The sequence below is a fragment of the Streptomyces sp. NBC_00341 genome (assembly GCF_041435055.1).
GTDB lineage: Bacteria > Actinomycetota > Actinomycetes > Streptomycetales > Streptomycetaceae > Streptomyces.
In genome coordinates this window covers 4,657,834-4,673,277 of record NZ_CP108002.1, presented here as the reverse complement: position 1 = coordinate 4,673,277, position 15,444 = coordinate 4,657,834, and the positions used below count along the sequence as shown (strand labels likewise).

General features: G+C 73.0%; 16 protein-coding genes and 1 tRNA gene. 11 read left to right on the top strand and 6 right to left on the bottom strand.

What is annotated here, in order from left to right; genetic code table 11:
* The first annotated feature begins 93 nt into the window (after positions 1-93).
* The 7 genes from OG892_RS20930 (at position 94) to OG892_RS20900 (ending at position 5,126) form a co-directional block, all read left to right on the top strand.
* Positions 94-507 carry a YciI family protein gene (locus tag OG892_RS20930; RefSeq protein WP_073736431.1) on the top strand — a complete coding sequence of 138 codons (414 nt, stop codon included), beginning with the start codon at positions 94-96 and terminating at the stop codon, positions 505-507.
* Positions 504-1,751, top strand: a complete 1,248-nt coding sequence (locus OG892_RS20925) for an RNA polymerase sigma factor (protein WP_371629949.1) — start codon at positions 504-506, stop codon at positions 1,749-1,751. The genes OG892_RS20930 and OG892_RS20925 overlap by 4 nt, the downstream gene beginning before the upstream one ends.
* A 90-nt stretch (positions 1,752-1,841) precedes the next feature.
* On the top strand, positions 1,842-2,801 hold the full coding sequence (gene sigJ / locus OG892_RS20920; protein ID WP_073736429.1) for an RNA polymerase sigma factor SigJ: 960 nt from the start codon (positions 1,842-1,844) through the stop codon (positions 2,799-2,801).
* Between the two features lie 32 nt (positions 2,802-2,833).
* Positions 2,834-3,193: a DoxX family protein gene (locus OG892_RS20915; protein ID WP_107421802.1), complete on the top strand. Its 360-nt coding sequence runs from the start codon at positions 2,834-2,836 to the stop codon at positions 3,191-3,193.
* A 164-nt stretch (positions 3,194-3,357) separates the two neighbouring features.
* Positions 3,358-3,978, top strand: a complete 621-nt coding sequence (locus tag OG892_RS20910) for an HhH-GPD-type base excision DNA repair protein (RefSeq protein WP_327338059.1) — start codon at positions 3,358-3,360, stop codon at positions 3,976-3,978.
* Between the two features lie 115 nt (positions 3,979-4,093).
* Positions 4,094-4,390: a type II toxin-antitoxin system VapB family antitoxin gene (locus OG892_RS20905; RefSeq protein WP_073736427.1), complete on the top strand. Its 297-nt coding sequence runs from the start codon at positions 4,094-4,096 to the stop codon at positions 4,388-4,390.
* A gap of 139 nt (positions 4,391-4,529) precedes the next feature.
* Positions 4,530-5,126 (top strand): LytR C-terminal domain-containing protein, encoded by a 597-nt coding sequence (locus tag OG892_RS20900; RefSeq protein WP_073736426.1) that lies wholly within the window; start codon positions 4,530-4,532, stop codon positions 5,124-5,126.
* Between the two features lie 70 nt (positions 5,127-5,196).
* Here the strand turns inward: OG892_RS20900 and upp are convergent, their stop codons facing one another.
* Entirely contained in the window at positions 5,197-5,832 is a 636-nt protein-coding gene (gene upp / locus OG892_RS20895; RefSeq protein ID WP_073736425.1) for a uracil phosphoribosyltransferase, read from the bottom strand.
* A gap of 103 nt (positions 5,833-5,935) precedes the next feature.
* On the opposite strand from upp, the gene OG892_RS20890 reads away from it, so the two are divergent.
* The 4 genes from OG892_RS20890 (at position 5,936) to OG892_RS20875 (ending at position 7,647) form a co-directional block, all read left to right on the top strand.
* Positions 5,936-6,193 (top strand): hypothetical protein, encoded by a 258-nt coding sequence (locus OG892_RS20890; RefSeq protein WP_371629948.1) that lies wholly within the window; start codon positions 5,936-5,938, stop codon positions 6,191-6,193.
* Between the two features lie 187 nt (positions 6,194-6,380).
* Positions 6,381-6,959: a hypothetical protein gene (locus OG892_RS20885; protein WP_073736423.1), complete on the top strand. Its 579-nt coding sequence runs from the start codon at positions 6,381-6,383 to the stop codon at positions 6,957-6,959.
* Positions 6,960-7,052: 93 nt separating this feature from the next.
* Positions 7,053-7,481 carry a tRNA adenosine(34) deaminase TadA gene (tadA, locus tag OG892_RS20880; protein WP_328868416.1) on the top strand — a complete coding sequence of 143 codons (429 nt, stop codon included), beginning with the start codon at positions 7,053-7,055 and terminating at the stop codon, positions 7,479-7,481.
* 78 nt (positions 7,482-7,559) lie between these two features.
* Positions 7,560-7,647 (top strand) — tRNA-Ser (locus OG892_RS20875).
* Positions 7,648-7,796: 149 nt separating this feature from the next.
* On the opposite strand, the gene OG892_RS20870 is transcribed toward OG892_RS20875, so the two are convergent.
* The 5 genes from OG892_RS20870 to OG892_RS20850 form a co-directional block, all read right to left on the bottom strand.
* Complete coding sequence (locus OG892_RS20870; protein WP_371629947.1) at positions 7,797-9,095, bottom strand: RICIN domain-containing protein; 1,299 nt, start codon at positions 9,093-9,095, stop codon at positions 7,797-7,799.
* 311 nt (positions 9,096-9,406) lie between these two features.
* Positions 9,407-12,922: a hypothetical protein gene (locus OG892_RS20865; RefSeq protein WP_371629946.1), complete on the bottom strand. Its 3,516-nt coding sequence runs from the start codon at positions 12,920-12,922 to the stop codon at positions 9,407-9,409.
* Positions 12,919-13,803, bottom strand: a complete 885-nt coding sequence (locus OG892_RS20860; protein WP_371629945.1) for a type VII secretion system-associated protein — start codon at positions 13,801-13,803, stop codon at positions 12,919-12,921. Before OG892_RS20860 ends, OG892_RS20865 begins: the two co-directional genes overlap by 4 nt.
* 303 nt (positions 13,804-14,106) lie before the next feature.
* Positions 14,107-14,796, bottom strand: coding sequence for a type VII secretion system-associated protein (locus OG892_RS20855; RefSeq protein ID WP_371629944.1), 690 nt, complete (start codon positions 14,794-14,796; stop codon positions 14,107-14,109).
* Positions 14,793-15,443, bottom strand: a complete 651-nt coding sequence (locus OG892_RS20850; protein WP_371629943.1) for a type VII secretion system-associated protein — start codon at positions 15,441-15,443, stop codon at positions 14,793-14,795. The genes OG892_RS20855 and OG892_RS20850 overlap by 4 nt, the downstream gene beginning before the upstream one ends.
* Position 15,444 lies beyond the last annotated feature (1 nt).

Here is a 15,444-nt window from a genome sequence, read left to right as displayed (position 1 = left end):
TCCGGCGCGGTGTCGAGGACCGTCCGGCGGTTCCGACGTCCCCTGTGAAAGCCGCCCACGAGGGGCGGCGGGAACGAACACAGGGAGCGGAAGATGAAGTACATGGTGATGGTGCAGGGCTCGCAGGCCGGCTACGAGGCGATGCGCGGCAACGCGAGCGCCGGTGCCCCGGCCTGGAGCGAGAAGGACGTGCGGGCGATGTTCGCGTTCATGGGCGCGGTCAACGACGATCTCGCCGAGAGCGGTGAGCTCATCGACGCCAACGGGCTCACCGAACCGGCCAGGACCCGGTTCGTCCAGGCGGGCGAGGACGGCCGTCCGGTGATCACCGACGGTCCGTACGGGGAGACCAAGGAGGTGCTCGCCGGGTACTGGGTGCTCGACTGCGAGAGCCTGGAACGGGTCACCGAGATCGCCGCGCGCGTCGCGCAGTGCCCGGTGCCCGCCGGTTCGCCCAACAGCGCGGTGGTCATCCGGCCGATCGACGACCTCGGAGGCGATGTGTGAGACGTACGAGCGAGGTCGAGGACCTGCTGCGGCTGCACGCCCCGCAGGTCCTCGGCGCGCTGGTGCGCCGGTACGGGCACTTCGACCCGGCCGAGGACGCGGTGCAGGAGGCCCTCCTCGCCGCCGCCCGGCAGTGGCCGGAGCAGGGGGTGCCGGACAATCCGCGCGGCTGGCTGATCCGGGTGGCCTCCCGGCGGCTGGTGGACCGGCTGCGCAGCGACGAGGCCCGGCGGGTGCGCGAGGAGACGGCGGCCGCGCTCACGCCCCGGGACGCGTTCACCACGCCGCCGCCCGACGAGATCGCGCCGGGCGCCGGCCGGGCTCCGTCCGACGACGACACCCTCACCCTGCTCTTCCTGTGCTGCCATCCGGAGCTGGCCCCGGCCGCGCAGATCGCGCTCACACTGCGGGCGGTCGGCGGGCTCACCACCGCCGAGATCGCCCGTGCGCATCTGGTGCCGGAGGCGACGATGGCCCAGCGGATCAGCCGGGCGAAGCGGAGGATCCGGGGCGCGGCCTTCGTCCAGCCGGGTCCGGCCGACCGCGACGGGCGGCTCGCGGCCGTGCTCCAGGTGCTGTACCTGATCTTCAACGAGGGCTACACGGCGACCTCCGGCCGGGCTCTGCACCGCGCCGAACTGGCCCGGGAGGCGATCCGGCTGACCCGCTCCGTGCGCCGGCTGCTCCCCCGGGACGGCGCGGTGGCCGGGCTCCTCGCGCTGATGCTGCTGACCGACGCCCGCAGCGCCACGCGCACCGGGCCGGACGGTGAGCTGGTCCCGCTCGACGAACAGGACCGCAGCCGCTGGGACCGGGCGGCCGTCACCGAGGGCACCGCACTCGTCGAGGAGGCACTGCGCGAGGGCCCGGCCGGCCCCTACCAGGTGCAGGCGGCCATCGCGGCGCTGCACGACGAGGCACCCCGCGCCGAGGACACCGACTGGCCGCAGATCCTCGCGCTGTACGACGTCCTCGTACGCATCGCCCCCGAGCCGATGGCCGAACTGGGCCGGGCCGTCGCCGTAGCGATGGTGCACGGGCCGCGAGCCGGACTGGCAGAGGCCGACGCGCTCCGGGACCGGCTCGCGGGCAACCACCGGCTGGACGCCGTCCGCGGCCACCTGCTGGAACGGGCCGGTGACCCGGCGGGCGCCCGCGCCGCCTATCTCGCGGCGGCGGCCGCCACCCTGAGCCTTCCCGAGTCCCGTTACCTGCACGGACGCGCGGACCGGCTCTGCGGGTGAGCGGCGGGTCCCCCGTCACGTGCCGGTGCCGATGTCACACTCCTGCCCCCGGCAGCACTCTCAGGGTGTAACCGCGACAGGAGGCACCTGATGTACGAGCCCGCCCCCGGCCCCCGGCCCGGAACAGAGCCGGGCCCCGGCCCCGGCGACGCCACCGAGGTGTTCGTCGACCATCGCGAGCTGCTGTTCTCACTCGTCTACAACATGCTCGGCAGCGTCACCGACACCGAGGACGTCCTCCAGGAGACCTGGCTCTCCTGGACCGCCCGCCACGAGACGTCCGACGCGGAGCGGATCGAGAGCCCGCGCGCCTACCTCGTACGGATCGCCGTGAACAAGGCCCTCTCCCGCCGGGCCGACATCAGCCGCCGCCGCGAGACGTACGTCGGTACGTGGCTGCCGGAACCGCTCGTCTCGACCGCAGACACCCCGCCCCCGCCGGACGACGAGACCGCGGACCGGGCGGAGCGGGCCGAGTCCGTGTCGATGGCGATGCTCGTCGTGCTGGAGACGCTGAGCCCGCTGGAACGGGCCGTCTTCATCCTGCACGAGGTGTTCGGCTACGCGCACACGGAGACCGCCCGGATCCTGGGCCGCAGCCCCGCCGCCGTGCGGCAGCTGGCCCACCGCGCCCGCGCCCACGTGCAGGCCCGCCGGCCGCGCCACCGCCCCGATCCGCTGCTGCACCGGCGGGTCACAGAACGCTTCCTGGACGCGGTGTTCGGCGGCGACCTGGCCGCGCTGATGCGGCTGCTCGCCCCCGACGTCACCCTCTGGGCCGACGGCGGCGGGAAGTCCCCGGCGGCCGGACCGCACCCGGTGCACGGCCGCGACAACGTCGCCCGGCTGCTGATCTCCCGCGCCTCGCACCGCGAGGGCCTGGAGATCGCCTACCGGCAGGTCAACGGCGACCCGGCCGCGGTGCTGTTCAGCGGCGACACCCCGTTCGCCGTGATGGTCCTCGACCTGGCCCCCGGCGGTGAGCGGATCAGCGACATCTACAACGTCGCCAACCCCGACAAGCTGCCGCCCGCAGAGCGCGAGAGCTGAGCGCCCGCAGACCGAAAGAACGGAGAGACATCATGCTGTTCGTCCTCTACACCGTGGTCACCGTGGTGACCGCCGCCGTCAACACCATGTCCGCGGTGCTCGACTTCCGCCGCTACGAACCGATCCTCGTCAACATGGAGAAGGCGGGAGTGCCCGCCTCCTCGCTGTTCAAGCTGGGCATGCTCAAGGCGGCGGGGGCCGCCGGGCTGCTCGTCGGCTTCGCCGTCCCGCTGATCGGCACGGCCGCCGCGGTAGGGCTCGCGCTGTTCTTCGTCGGAGCCATCGCCGTCCATCTGCGCGCCCGCGACCACGGGTACTGGCTCCCCGGCATCTTCCTGCTGCTGGCCGTCGGCTCCCTCGTGCTGGGGGTGGCCCACCGAGGGGCCTGGTGACGGAACGAACCGGCGAACGAACCGGCGAACGAACGGGCAAACGAACGGGCAAACGAACGGAGAATCGGCGGAAAGCGGCGGCAAACGGCTGCAATCGGCGGCGAACCGCTCCGCCCACGGTGGTGGTGCTGGCCGTCGCACCCCGCTCTCGCGATGATCGGGCCATGACCAAGAGCGACAACGGACGAGACATCACCCTCCGGATCGCCCAGCAGCCGGAGGCGGACGAGCTCCTCGCGCGCAGTCCGCTCGCCGCCCTCGTGGGCATGCTGCTGGACCAGCAGGTGCCGATGGAGTGGGCCTTCTCCGGCCCGTACGCCCTGGCGCAGCGGATGGGCGGGGACGATCTGGACGCCCATGAGATCGCCACGTACGACCCCGAGGCGTTCATCGAGCTGTTCACCGCCAAACCCGCGTTGCACCGGTATCCGGGCTCCATGGCCAAGCGGGTGCAGCAGCTGTGCCAGTACCTGGTGGCGCAGTACGACGGTGCGGCGAGCGCGGTGTGGGACGACGCCGCCACCGGGGCCGAGCTGCGGAAGCGGCTGAACGCGCTGCCCGGGTACGGCACCCAGAAGTCGCAGATCTTCCTGGCGCTGCTGGGCAAGCAGTTCGGCGTCCGGCCACCGGGCTGGCGCGAGGCGGCGGGCCCGTACGGGGAGGACGGCTCGCACCGCTCGGTCGCCGACATCACCGGCCCCGAGTCGCTCGCCGAGGTCCGGGCGTACAAGCAGGAGACCAAACAGGCCGCCAAAGCCGCGAAGGCCGCCGCCAAGGGCAGATAAGCGCGGCGGCCCGGCTCACGGAATTCCGGTATAGCCGCTTATATGCCCTTGCGGCGGGCGGCGCAGTCCGGCCCCATGGCTGCGCCCGGAGGCCCCAGGCCGGTAGGCTTTCCGTGTGATCTTCAAGCGCATCGGAAATGGGCAGCCTTATCCCGACCACGGCCGGGAAAGCACCCGGCAGTGGGCGGACGTCGCGCCGCGCCCGGTCCGCCTCGACCAGCTCGTGACCACCAAGGGCCAGCTGGATCTCGAAACCCTGCTCGCCGAGGACTCCACCTTCTACGGCGATCTGTTCGCGCACGTCGTGAAGTGGCAGGGCGACCTCTACCTGGAGGACGGACTGCACCGCGCCGTCCGGGCCGCGCTCCAGCAGCGCCAGGTACTGCACGCCCGCGTGCTCGAACTCGGCTGAGACACCACACCACTGCCCGCCGTTCGGGGTTCGTTCGGGTGCTTTCCCACTCGGACGGGTGCGATCCATTGATCATTTAGTAGGCATCATCACCGGGTCGCACTACGCTGCGCCCATGAGCATGCTCACTCCCCCAGGCATGGGCGGAAAGTACCGCATCACGGGTGACAAGTACCCGCGCATGCGGCGCCCCCGCCGCCGCAGCAAACTGGTCCTCGCGACCGTCGCCTCCGTGGTCGCCCTAGGCGTGGCCGGATGGGGCACGCTGCAGCTCATCGATGTCTTCACGGGCGGCGACAAGACGGCCAGCGCGGCCGACCGCAAGGCGGACTGCCCGTCCGCCAAGCCGTCCGCGCAGGCCGTGGCGCTGCCGAAGCCCGCGAAGATCAAGGTCAACGTCTACAACGCGACCCCGCGCGGCGGGCTCGCGAAGGCGGCGGCCGATGAGCTGAAGAAGCGCGGGTTCGCGATCGGCAAGGTCGGCAACGCCCCGGCCGCGTACGACAAGAAGGTCGCCGGGAGCGGCATACTGCTGGGCGCTCCGACCGCGGTCAACGGCACCTTCCCGGTGCTCGGCACGCAGCTGCCGGGTGCCGCGACGAAGACCGACGCCCGCAAGACCGCGGACGTCGATCTGATCATCGGTACGAAGTTCAAGGCGTTCAGCACGCCCCGGGCGGCCTCCACCGCACTGACCGCCCTGCTCAAGCCCTCCCCCGCACCGTCCTCCTGCTGAGGGACCGCGCGGGGCGGGCGGGGCAGCCGGGACGGCCGGGAGGTCCAGAGGGCGCCCCGGTCAGGACGCCCTAGTCGGCGGTGCCGTACATCCGGTCACCCGCGTCGCCCAGGCCCGGCACGATGTAGCCGTGCTCGTTGAGGCGCTCGTCGACCGAGGCGGTGACCACGGTGACCGGCGTACCCGCCAGCTCGCGCTCCATCACCTCGACGCCCTCGGGCGCGGCGAGCAGCACGACGGCGGTGACGTCGTCCGCACCGCGCTTGATCAGCTCCCGGATGGCCGCGACCAGGGTGCCGCCGGTGGCCAGCATCGGGTCCAGGACGTACACCTGGCGGCCCGAGAGGTCCTCGGGCATCCGGGACGCGTACGTGGACGCCTGGAGCGTCTCCTCGTCGCGGATCATGCCCAGGAAGCCCACCTCCGCGGTCGGCAGCAGCCGCACCATGCCGTCGAGCATGCCGAGGCCGGCCCGCAGGATCGGCACGACCAGGGGCCGCGGGTACGAGAGCTTCACTCCGGTGGTGGGTGTCACCGGGGTCTCGATGTCGACCTGCTCGGTGCGCACATCGCGGGTGGCCTCGTACGCGAGCAGGGTGACCAGCTCGTCGGCGAGGCGCCGGAAGGTCGGGGAGTCGGTGCGCTTGTCGCGCAGGGTGGTGAGTTTGTGCGCGACCAGCGGGTGGTCGACGACGTGGATCCGCATGGGACCCACAGTAGCCGCGCCTCCCGTACCCGTGCGCTGGCATCAACCACACGTTCGGGGGGAAGGTGGGGGCATACGGACCCAGCCTTGGGGTGATGAGCCGATGCCGGACGGGGCGCAGCGGAAACGGGACGGGACGGACCCTCCCGGCCTCAGGGATGCGCGGGACACGGGGGACACCCGGGAGACCGACGCGCAGGAGAGCGACCCGCAGGAGACCGACGCGCAGCGTCGCAGGCGGCGCGCCCAGTTCCTCCGCGAGCTTCACGAGGCCAAGGCGCTGCGCGACCGGGTGCAGCCGCGGCGCGTCAAGGCCGCCCGAATGCGCCAGGCCATGCGGATGCGGACGTTTCGCTGGTAGCCGTCCGGCCTGCGGAAGAACCCCCTGGTGGCCGCCCCGGACAGAACTGATGGCCGACGCAACGTCCGAACTGCTCTCGCGAGGCCCTCGTTTCTGCCACGATTCCGATGGGCGGGACGCAGGGCAGCCGGACCACCGACTGCCCTCCCGCCGGACCGACACCCCTATGACCAGTGGGAGAGTCACGGTGTACTTCGCCGCACTGCTCGCGCGCACCGAAGACGGGTGGGAAGCGAGCGACACGGATCTCGACGACGTGGAGACCCTGTCCGATCTGACGGATCTGGCCCGTGAGGCCTCGGTTGACGAGGACACGGTGCTCGTTTTCATCGAACAGGAGGACGCCTGGTTCGGCGTCATCCGGGTGGACGGTGAGGAGGACCCGCGTATCTACGTCTCGAACGCCTCCGCCGCCACCCGCTCCTCGTACGGGGAGATCCTGCTCACCGATGAACTGCTCGGCCGCGAACCCGGGGCCGAGGACTCGATTGCCGCTCTCGAAGAGCTCGTCGGCCTCGACGGTACCGAGGACGACGAGCCGGACAACGCCCCCGACCACGACAACACCAACGCCGACCACGACAACTCCAACAATGACGATGACGACGACGGACTCGACGCCGTACCGGCAGGCCCGCTCGGTGACACCGGGCTCCTGTCCGACCTCGGGCTTCCCGAGGCGGAGCTGCTGATGCTGCGGTCGGACGCACTGGTGGAGATCGCGGACGCGCTGGGAGCGGCCGAGGTCCTGGAGACCGTCCGTTAAGGTCCGCGGGTGACCGAAGCACCGCACCCGCAGGACCCGCCCCGACCGCCCGACGCACCCCACGATCCCGTACGGGACCCGTGGCGGGTGGCCATGCGCCGTGCCCTGGACGAGGCCGACCGGGCGGCGGCGGCCGGCGATGTGCCGGTCGGCGCCGTCGTCCTCGCCCCGGACGGCGCGCTGCTCGCCGCGGGACACAACGAACGCGAGGCGACCGGCGACCCGACCGCCCACGCCGAGATCCTCGCGCTGCGCCGGGCCGCCGCCGCGCTCGGCGAATGGCGGCTGTCCGGATGCACCCTGGTGGTCACCCTGGAGCCCTGCACGATGTGCGCGGGCGCCCTGGTGCAGTCCCGGGTGGCCCGGGTCGTCTACGGGGCCCGGGACGAGAAGGCCGGAGCGGCCGGCTCGCTCTGGGACGTCGTGCGCGACCGCCGGCTCAACCACCGCCCCGAGGTGATCCCCGGAGTGCTGGAAGCCGACTGCGCGGCCCCTCTCACCGCCTTCTTCCGCCACCGCTGACCTGGCACCCCCGCGTGGGGGCCGTGCCACCGGGAATCGGATTTCGACGGACGGCCGAGATGGTCTAAGCTCTCTCTCGGTAGCGTGTCCGAGCGGCCGAAGGAGCTCGCCTCGAAAGCGAGTGTGGGGAAACTCACCGAGGGTTCAAATCCCTCCGCTACCGCCACGAGGAACCGTCCCCGACCTGTGAGAACAGGCCGGGGACGGTTTTTTCGTTCCCGGTGCCGCACAAGAGCGCGTCCCCGCCTCCCCGGTGCAGGTGAGTGCAACGGTGAGGCGGGGACACGTGGGCCACCGACCCGTGGGAGCGGGCCCTCAGACGATCCAGTGGTCGCCGGCACCGCACTGGGCGATTACGAGCCGGGCGTCGTTGCCTGCGGAGGCGCCGCCGGTCGGGCGCAGGCACAGGTCGTTGCTGACGACGTTACGGATCCAGTTCGTCCCGTCCCCGCGGGGGTCGAGCCACCAGAGCTGGTTGTCACCGGTCGCACGGCAGTTGAATTCGCTGACCTTCGAACCCGCCGGCCTGGCGTCGTAGTAGCCGACGTCCAGGCAGAGCCCGTCCTTGGTGTTGCGGATCAGGAAGACGGGGGCGTTCTGGGGCCCGCCGCTCTTGTGCACGATGTCCAGGCTCCACAGCTGGTTGTCGGCGGTCGTGGCGTTGCACGGGTACTGGTTGACCGGAGCGGTCGGCTTGCCCTTGCCGTAGTTCGCGATGTCCACGCACTGGGACGTCGACGCGTTCCTGATCACCGTGTTCTGCACACCGGAACGGCCGTTGGCCCACCGGCGGAGCTTCTCCGCCCCGGTCAGCTCCTTGACCTTGGGCTTGGGCTTCTTCTTGGGCTTGACCTTGGCCTTCTCGGACGCGCTCGGGGAAGGCGTGAGTGTCTGCTGCGGGGCCGGCGGCGGGGCCTGCTTCTCCTTCTCCTTCACCTTCTTGCTCGGCTTGACGGAGGGAGACGGCGACTCGCTCGTGTACGTGTCCGGAACGATGGAGCGCTCGCTGCCCAGCAGCGTGCCGGCCGCGTTCTGCGTCCGGGTCTGCTCGGGCTCACGGTCGTCCTGCCCGGCCACGAGGAACGGGACCGCGATCAGTATCGCTCCGACGATCGCCGCCGCCGCCAGCATCGGCTTCTTGGGCCGGCTGCTGGGCGGTTCGCCGTCCGCGTGCGCGTTCGCGCCCGCGCCACCGCTGCCCGCCGCTCCCGCGGCCACGGCCTCGTCCGGTCCCGCGCCGACGGTCCTGACGGCCGTCGGACCGGTAGTCGGGTCCGGGGAGGACGGAGATGACGTGGACGCGGTGGCAGCGGCGGAGGTGGAGGTGGAGGTGGAGGATTCGGGAGAAGCGGGGACGGAGGAGGCGGACGGTTCAGCCTGGCCCGTGGCAGCCGACCCGGTTGCGTCCGGGGCGGTGGACGGGGCCTCCGGAGCGCCGATGGCGGCGGCGCCGCCTTCCGCGGTGCCGGTGGCCTCGCCGGCGTTCGTACGCTCGGCGGTCTCCTCCCCGGAGTCCTTGCCTTCCGGGTCCTGGTTCTCAGGATCCTCGTTCCCCGGGTCCTGGTTCTTTGGGCCCTCGTTCTCGGGACCCTTGTTCTCGGGGCCCTCGTTCACCGGGCCCTCATTCTCCGGCCCGTTACTCGGCGGGCTCGGCGTACGGGCGGTCGAGTTCGTGGTGGGCCCGGTGGACGACGCGTCCGTGCCACCGCTCCGTCCGCCGCCCGGCGTCAGAGCTCCACCGGGGGCCAGCGCATCGCCCGGGTCCCCGGCTGCTCCCTGCATCGTCACCGCCCGGCGGACCGACACCGGCGCGTTACCGGATGCGCCCGCGCCCGCGGACGTGCCGGACCGTGACGGTATGCCATTGGAAGGATCATGCTCACGTGCCATGCAATTTCCTTACTCATCTCTGGGTGGGTGTCGCGTCACGGCCCGGCCCCCACGGCACCGGCGCAGCGCTCCGGCCAGTGGCCGGTGCCCGCGGGTGTCGTCGAGCGCCCGCGCACGACATCGTCCATCCGGGCGAGTACGGCTCGGTCCGCATCGGGATCGGGCGCGGTCGCCGTGGCAGGACCGGTCAGTTCTCGCAAGAAAATCTGTACGGACGGGCCGTCCCGGCGGACGTCCAGCACCCGGAAGAGGGTTCCCGGGGCGAACACCACCTCCTCGGGCCCACGGCTGTGGTCGGACAACTGCCGTACACGACGGCCTGCCACCGACCAGATGACATAGCTCCCACCCGGCATCATGGCCGCACGGTCGGAATCGAGCGGCGTGGTGCTCAGTAGGGCCGCATCGCGCAGCAGAGTCCCGGGACGGGGCAGCGCCGGGACGCCGGAACCGTCGGAGGCGGGGTCGCTGCCCGTGCCGCGCACCACGGCGCCCCGGTAGGACGGCAGCCTGTTCAGTGCCGATGCCACACAGGCGCCGTACGGCAGCATGTCGGGCTCGTAGTCGCGCAGGGCACGGATCACCGCGCCATGGCTCAACGGGCCTTCGGGGGTGAGCAGATACATCCGCAGCGCGATCAGATCGGCACGGGCCGCCTCCTGTTCCTTGCCGCGCAGTGCGGGCACCCGGGCGAGGGACCTGGCGACGGCCGCGCCGTGCCGGTCCCACGCCCGGTCCGCGAGCGCGCGGAAGGCGGTCCGCTCCGCTTCGCTACTGCGGTGGCCGGGTTCCAACGGGACGGGCGGCAGAGGGGTGTCCGGGATATCGGGGATATCGGTCGTGTTCGCGGCCTCAGGGACGCCGGGGGGCATCGAGGTGTCCGGGACCCGGGCCGCCTCGTCCCGGGATGCCGTGGCCCCCGGGGATGTGGGAGGCGTGGCGGGCCCCGGCTCGGCCGGTGTTCCGGACTCCGCGCGCACCGGTTCCGCCGGGGGCACGCCATCGGGCCGGCCGGGTGCCTCGCCGGTTTCTGCCTGGTCAGCGCCCCTGTCGAGCGCGTCGCGGCCCTCTTCTCGCGGCTCGCCAGAACCGGACGGTGCGGGTGGCGTGGACGGGTCGTCCGGTGCGGACGGGTCGTCCTTCTTCGTGTCCGCGCCCGGCCCGTGGACCGGAGCGTGGGTCGGCGCGCCGTTCAGCTCCGGCTCGTCGGCCGGCACGGCTCCATCGATCGCCTCGGAGCCGGGATCAGCAGAATCACCGGGCCCAGTGGGCTCAGTGAGCTCAGAGGGCTCAGAGGGCTCAGTGGGCTCAGCCGCATTGCCGGGCTCAACGGACCCGCTCGGCTCGGCTGTCCGCTGCGGGGCGTCTGCTCGACCGGGGTCGGCGGGCCGTGCCGGGACATCGGTCCCGGCCGAGCCCGACTCGTCCCCGTCCTCGGCTTCCTCGCCCGGCGTCGGGGGGCCGGCCGCCGGGCCGGATGCCCGTACCCCGGCTGCTTCCGCCCTTCTGGCGCGCCCCAGTGACCCGGTCGGAACGCCCTCGTCCGACCAGTCGAACTCCTCGGCCTCTCCACCGGTTTCCTGCGTCGCCGCGGGCTCCCCGGATGTTCCGGACGCTCCGGGCACCCCAAGTGACTCCGGATCTGCGGGCCTTGCGGCCGAGCCGGGTCCAACAGACCGTCCAGGAGTCCCGGCGTCCGCCCCTGCCCCGGCGCTCGCCGCCGTCCCCGTGGCCATGGCTTCTCTCAACTGCCTGGCGCGTTCCGCCCGTGCGACCCGCCCGGCGCCCTCCGCCGGCGGGACGGAGCCCGATCCGGCGGCTCGCCCCGGACGCCCCGGTCCCGCCTGCGAGGGCTGGACCGGCAGCTCCGGCTGTGCGGACTGCGTCTGTGGTCCCTGCCCCGGCCCGGGGCCCGGCCGGATCCCCTGGGCCGGCGCAGACACAGACGCGGGTGTGGAAGCGGGTACCGATGCCGGTACCGGCCCGCCGGATCGTCCCGTCGTCGACAACGGTGTCCGCACCGGCGCGGACGGCGCCGCGGCCGTGGCTGTCGGAGCCGTGGCTGTCGGGGCCGTCGTGGTGGCCGGGCCGGGCCGGGCCTGGACCCGGGGCTTCAGCCCGGCGCGAGCCGGGGCGGGGGCGGCGTAGCGCAGGGTCCGCAAGCCGTGCTGGGCGGCCAGCCGGCGCAGTGCATGCCCACCGTCCTGGGACACGCCGTGCACGTGCAGTGTCGCGCGCTCGCGCAGCGCCGGTGTCAGGGCTGTCAACAGACCCGACAGGGCCGGCCACAGGGACGCGTCCATGACTTCGCCCGGCATGCCCAGCTCGATCACCGGCCCGCCCGGGTCCACCTGACGTGCCGTGGGGGACAGCGGGGGGCCGCCCCGCAGGCCGACCCACAGGCCCGCCCTGGTGACGGTGACCTGCCAGCGGTCGGTCAGGCCGACCACACCCTCCTCCGGACGCGCGGGCCCCGGCAGCGGCGGGGTCCAGCGCAGCACCCGGGGCAGCCGGGCACGGCCGTTCTCGTCCGGCGGCCGGCACACGACGGCGTCCACGAACGGCATCCACGTCGGCGTACCGTCCGGTGCGGCCAGGACCGACCGTATGGAGTACGTCCCCAGCGGACCGCCCGCCGCGACCAGCGGCAGCCCCGTCATCACCTCCACATCGGCGTCCAGCCGGTCGGACACCGACTGCGCCAGCGACAGCACGTCCCGCCGCCCGCCGGGCGCGAGCCGTACACCGGACCTGACGCCCTCCGGCAGCGCGGTGAGTACCTCGGCGACCTCCTCTGCCGATACGTCCTCGCCGTAGGGCACACCGATCACCACGGCCGGACGCCGGGCGTCGACCGGCACGGCGTGGTAGAGGTCGCCCGGCTGGGCCGGAGCGGCCTCTGCGGGCCGTACCAGCAGTCCGGCCGGGATCTGTTCCACCACGCTCCCGCCGGCCGTGCCCGACGGCACGCCGCGCAGCGCGGACTGCCAGGACGGCTCCGGGCTGCGCGGGCCCAGCGGTTCCGGCTCGGCACCCGGAGCGAACCGCCACCAACCGCCCGCCGCCGCACGCCCATTGGCGCGGGACGTGACGGGCACGAAGAGCGAACCGCCCGGTACGACGAGGGGCGGCCCGTCCGGGGCCCTCACCTCGAATCCCCAGCCGTCGGCGATCCGGCGGGCGGTGGCGGGCCGGTCCTTGATGTCGCGCCCGGCACCGGCCATGACCAGTTGTACGGACTCGGTACCCGAGTCGCGCAGTGAGTCGAGGAGTTCGCTCAGCCTCGGCCAGAAGGCGGCGGACTGCGCCCCCTCGGCCCCCGCGATGACGGTCACCGTCCCGTCGTCCGTGCGCATGCTGCGCGCCAGATCGGCGACATCGGTGGCGGTGAGCGTGTCGTCCGAAGGGGTCCGGAGCAACAGCAGGCCGTCGTAGTCCTCCAGCAGGAGTCGCTCCGGTGCCGCTTCCGGTCGGTTCGTGGCGGCCCGTTCGACGGGGGCCGGGGAGCGGTCGCCTCTGCGCCGCGCGAAGGGCCCACCCCAGCGAGTCACTCCTGCGGCCTTCCGCCGGCCGGCGCACCGGTCGTGGAGGGGTCGGGGCCCGGCGCGGCCGCCGGGTCTCCCACCCGTGTCGCGTGGATGCGCGGCGTTCCCGCCCCGCCCGGCTCCTCTGGCGGCACCGGCCGGGCCGCACCGCTCTCCTGGGCCGCGATCTCCTCGGCCAGCGCCCCGGTGTCCATGACCATCCCCGCGGGGCCGGTCGGGTTGACGTAGAGGGAGTGGCCCTCGGGCAGTCCCTCCACCACGTCGGGCACCGGGACCACCCGGGCCGCGAACGTCCCGACGACGCGGTAGTACGCGGGGGCGGTGAAGACGGGGACCACGGGCTCGCCCTCCGCAGAGCGCACGGCCAGCGGCTCGCCGTCGGGGCCGAGGAGCACCGCGACCTTCGCGGCGGCCAGCGTTCGAAGCACCTCGCCGGGCGGGCCGTAGCCGGTCACGGCGCGCTGGACGGCGGACTCGACGGGGTCGGTGGCCCTGGGCCAGCCGAGCGCCTCCGGGGAAGGGCGGTACTCCGCGTTGTCCTCCCACTCCACGATCGTGCCCGTGGCATCCGTACGCCAACGGCCCGGGACCGCCCAGTCCGGCGGCACGCCCTTACCGGACCAGGCGGGATCGGGAACGCTCAGCCACTGACCGGGCAGTCCCCGGGCGGCCTCGACCACTTCCGGGGGCGGCTCGGGCAAGGACCCGGCCGCGTCGGCGGATTCGGTGAGGGGGACGGATTCGGTGCGGGCGGCGGATGCCGTGGCGTCGGCGGATTCGGTGACGAGCCGCCCGTACACCGGTATCGCCCCGGCGTCCCCGTCGGCGGGAAAGGGCTCGGGCGGAGGGGGCATCGTGGGGAGGGACCCATGGTCGTACTCAGTCACCGGCGGGCACTCCCGACACAGAAGACACGGTCCATCCCTTCGAACTCACCCTCATCGTTTGACAGTCTGGTGGTGCCGACCCCGAAATCCGGTTTCCCCGCGATGACATACCGGGATCCGAAGTGTGAACCTCCCATGACATCGCGGGACGCGACCCGACAGGACCCTGGCCCCCACCCCGACGACAACGTTGTTCCCGGCATGCCCGACGGGACCCGGATGCCCGGTTCGTACTCCTGGAGAGACGCCGTGCTCCGCCCCCGCGTTCCACCGTTCAATGGTCAACCGTACCCGCACAACACCTCAGGCCGGCCATGTGTCGGGGGGCTCCTGCGCCTCGTACTCCTCCAGTTCGGCCCTGCCCGCGCGCAGTTCGGCCACCGTGACGAGCTGCCCCACCGGGGCGGACGAGCTGAGGAACAGCACTTCCCTTCCGGGCGGCAGCCGGTCCAGGAGTTCGGGCACGGACATCACCTCGTGCACGGGCAGTTCCCCCGCCGCCGGCTCCGGCGCCGCAGAGAAGACGGGCACCGCCTCCGTACCGTCCTGCGCCTCGGTCACCGTCAGGCCGCCGTTCCCGTCGACGCACACCGCCAACTCGGCGTCGGCGAGCATCAGGGCGAACAGCTCCTGCGACGCGTAGCCGGTGGCGACCAGTTGTACGGCGGCGTCCACGGGGCTGACCGGCGGCGGCCAGCCGTGCGCGTCGGGCGAAGGACGGTAGCCGGGGTTCTCCTCCCACTCGACGATCTCCCCGTACCCGTCGCTCCGCCAGCGCCCGAGCCTCGCCCACGAGGGCGGGGGCTCGTCCTCGTCACCGTTCCAGTGCCGGTCGACCACGGACATCCAGTGGCCGGGGGCCTGGCTGGCCGCCCTGACGTAGTCCTCGGGCGGCTCGCGGAACCCCGGCCGCCCCCTCAGCACGGCGGTCGGACCGCCCAGGGTCCCGGAGCGGCCCGCGCCTTCGTCCGGGGCGTCGGAAGGGCTCGTCATGCGGGGTCCGTCCCGTCCCGCGAACCGTCCGCCCCGCGCGCCGCCGCGTCGACCGCCTGCCGCAGGGCGTCGGTCTCCACGGTCATGCCGACCGGTCCCGACGGGTTGAGGTAGAGCACGTGGCCGTCCGGTATCCGGTCGACCACCTCGGCCACGGGCGCCAGTTCGTAACCGAAGCGCCCGGCCGCCCGCAGATAACCGGGGGACGTGAAGACGGGCACCACCGACGCCCCCTCGGGAGAGGTGGCCGACAGCGGGCTGCCGCCGGGGCCGAGCAGGACGGCGACCTCCGCCCCGGCCAGCGCCCTCGGCACCGCCTCACCCGGGCCGTACCCGGTGGCCGCGAGCTGGACCGCCTCGTCCACCGGGTCGGCCGGTGCGGGCCAGCCGAGCGCCTGGGGCGAGGGGCGGTACCCCTCGTTGGCGCGCCACTCCTCGATCTCACCGTCCGGGCCGGACCGCCACTGGCCCACCACCGCCCAGTCCGGCGGTTCGCCCTTCCCGGACCACGCGGGGTCGACCATGCCCAGCCAGTGGTCGGGAGCGAGCCGGGCGGCTTCCTCGATCTCCGCGGGGACCGGCGGCGCGGTGTCGTCGATGGGCCCGGGTCGCGCGGTGGGCGCACCGGCGGCGGTGTTGTCGTTCATG

Coding starts and splice junctions, on each gene's coding strand:
- sigJ (WP_073736429.1), top strand. CDS start 1,842: ATGTACGAGCCCGCCCCCGGCCCCCGGCCCGGAACAGAGCCGGGCCCC.
- OG892_RS20850 (WP_371629943.1), bottom strand. CDS start 15,443: ATGAACGACAACACCGCCGCCGGTGCGCCCACCGCGCGACCCGGGCCC.
- OG892_RS20900 (WP_073736426.1), top strand. CDS start 4,530: ATGGGCGGAAAGTACCGCATCACGGGTGACAAGTACCCGCGCATGCGG.
- OG892_RS20855 (WP_371629944.1), bottom strand. CDS start 14,796: ATGACGAGCCCTTCCGACGCCCCGGACGAAGGCGCGGGCCGCTCCGGG.
- OG892_RS20930 (WP_073736431.1), top strand. CDS start 94: ATGAAGTACATGGTGATGGTGCAGGGCTCGCAGGCCGGCTACGAGGCG.
- upp (WP_073736425.1), bottom strand. CDS start 5,832: ATGCGGATCCACGTCGTCGACCACCCGCTGGTCGCGCACAAACTCACC.
- OG892_RS20890 (WP_371629948.1), top strand. CDS start 5,936: ATGCCGGACGGGGCGCAGCGGAAACGGGACGGGACGGACCCTCCCGGC.
- tadA (WP_328868416.1), top strand. CDS start 7,053: ATGCGCCGTGCCCTGGACGAGGCCGACCGGGCGGCGGCGGCCGGCGAT.
- OG892_RS20910 (WP_327338059.1), top strand. CDS start 3,358: ATGACCAAGAGCGACAACGGACGAGACATCACCCTCCGGATCGCCCAG.
- OG892_RS20915 (WP_107421802.1), top strand. CDS start 2,834: ATGCTGTTCGTCCTCTACACCGTGGTCACCGTGGTGACCGCCGCCGTC.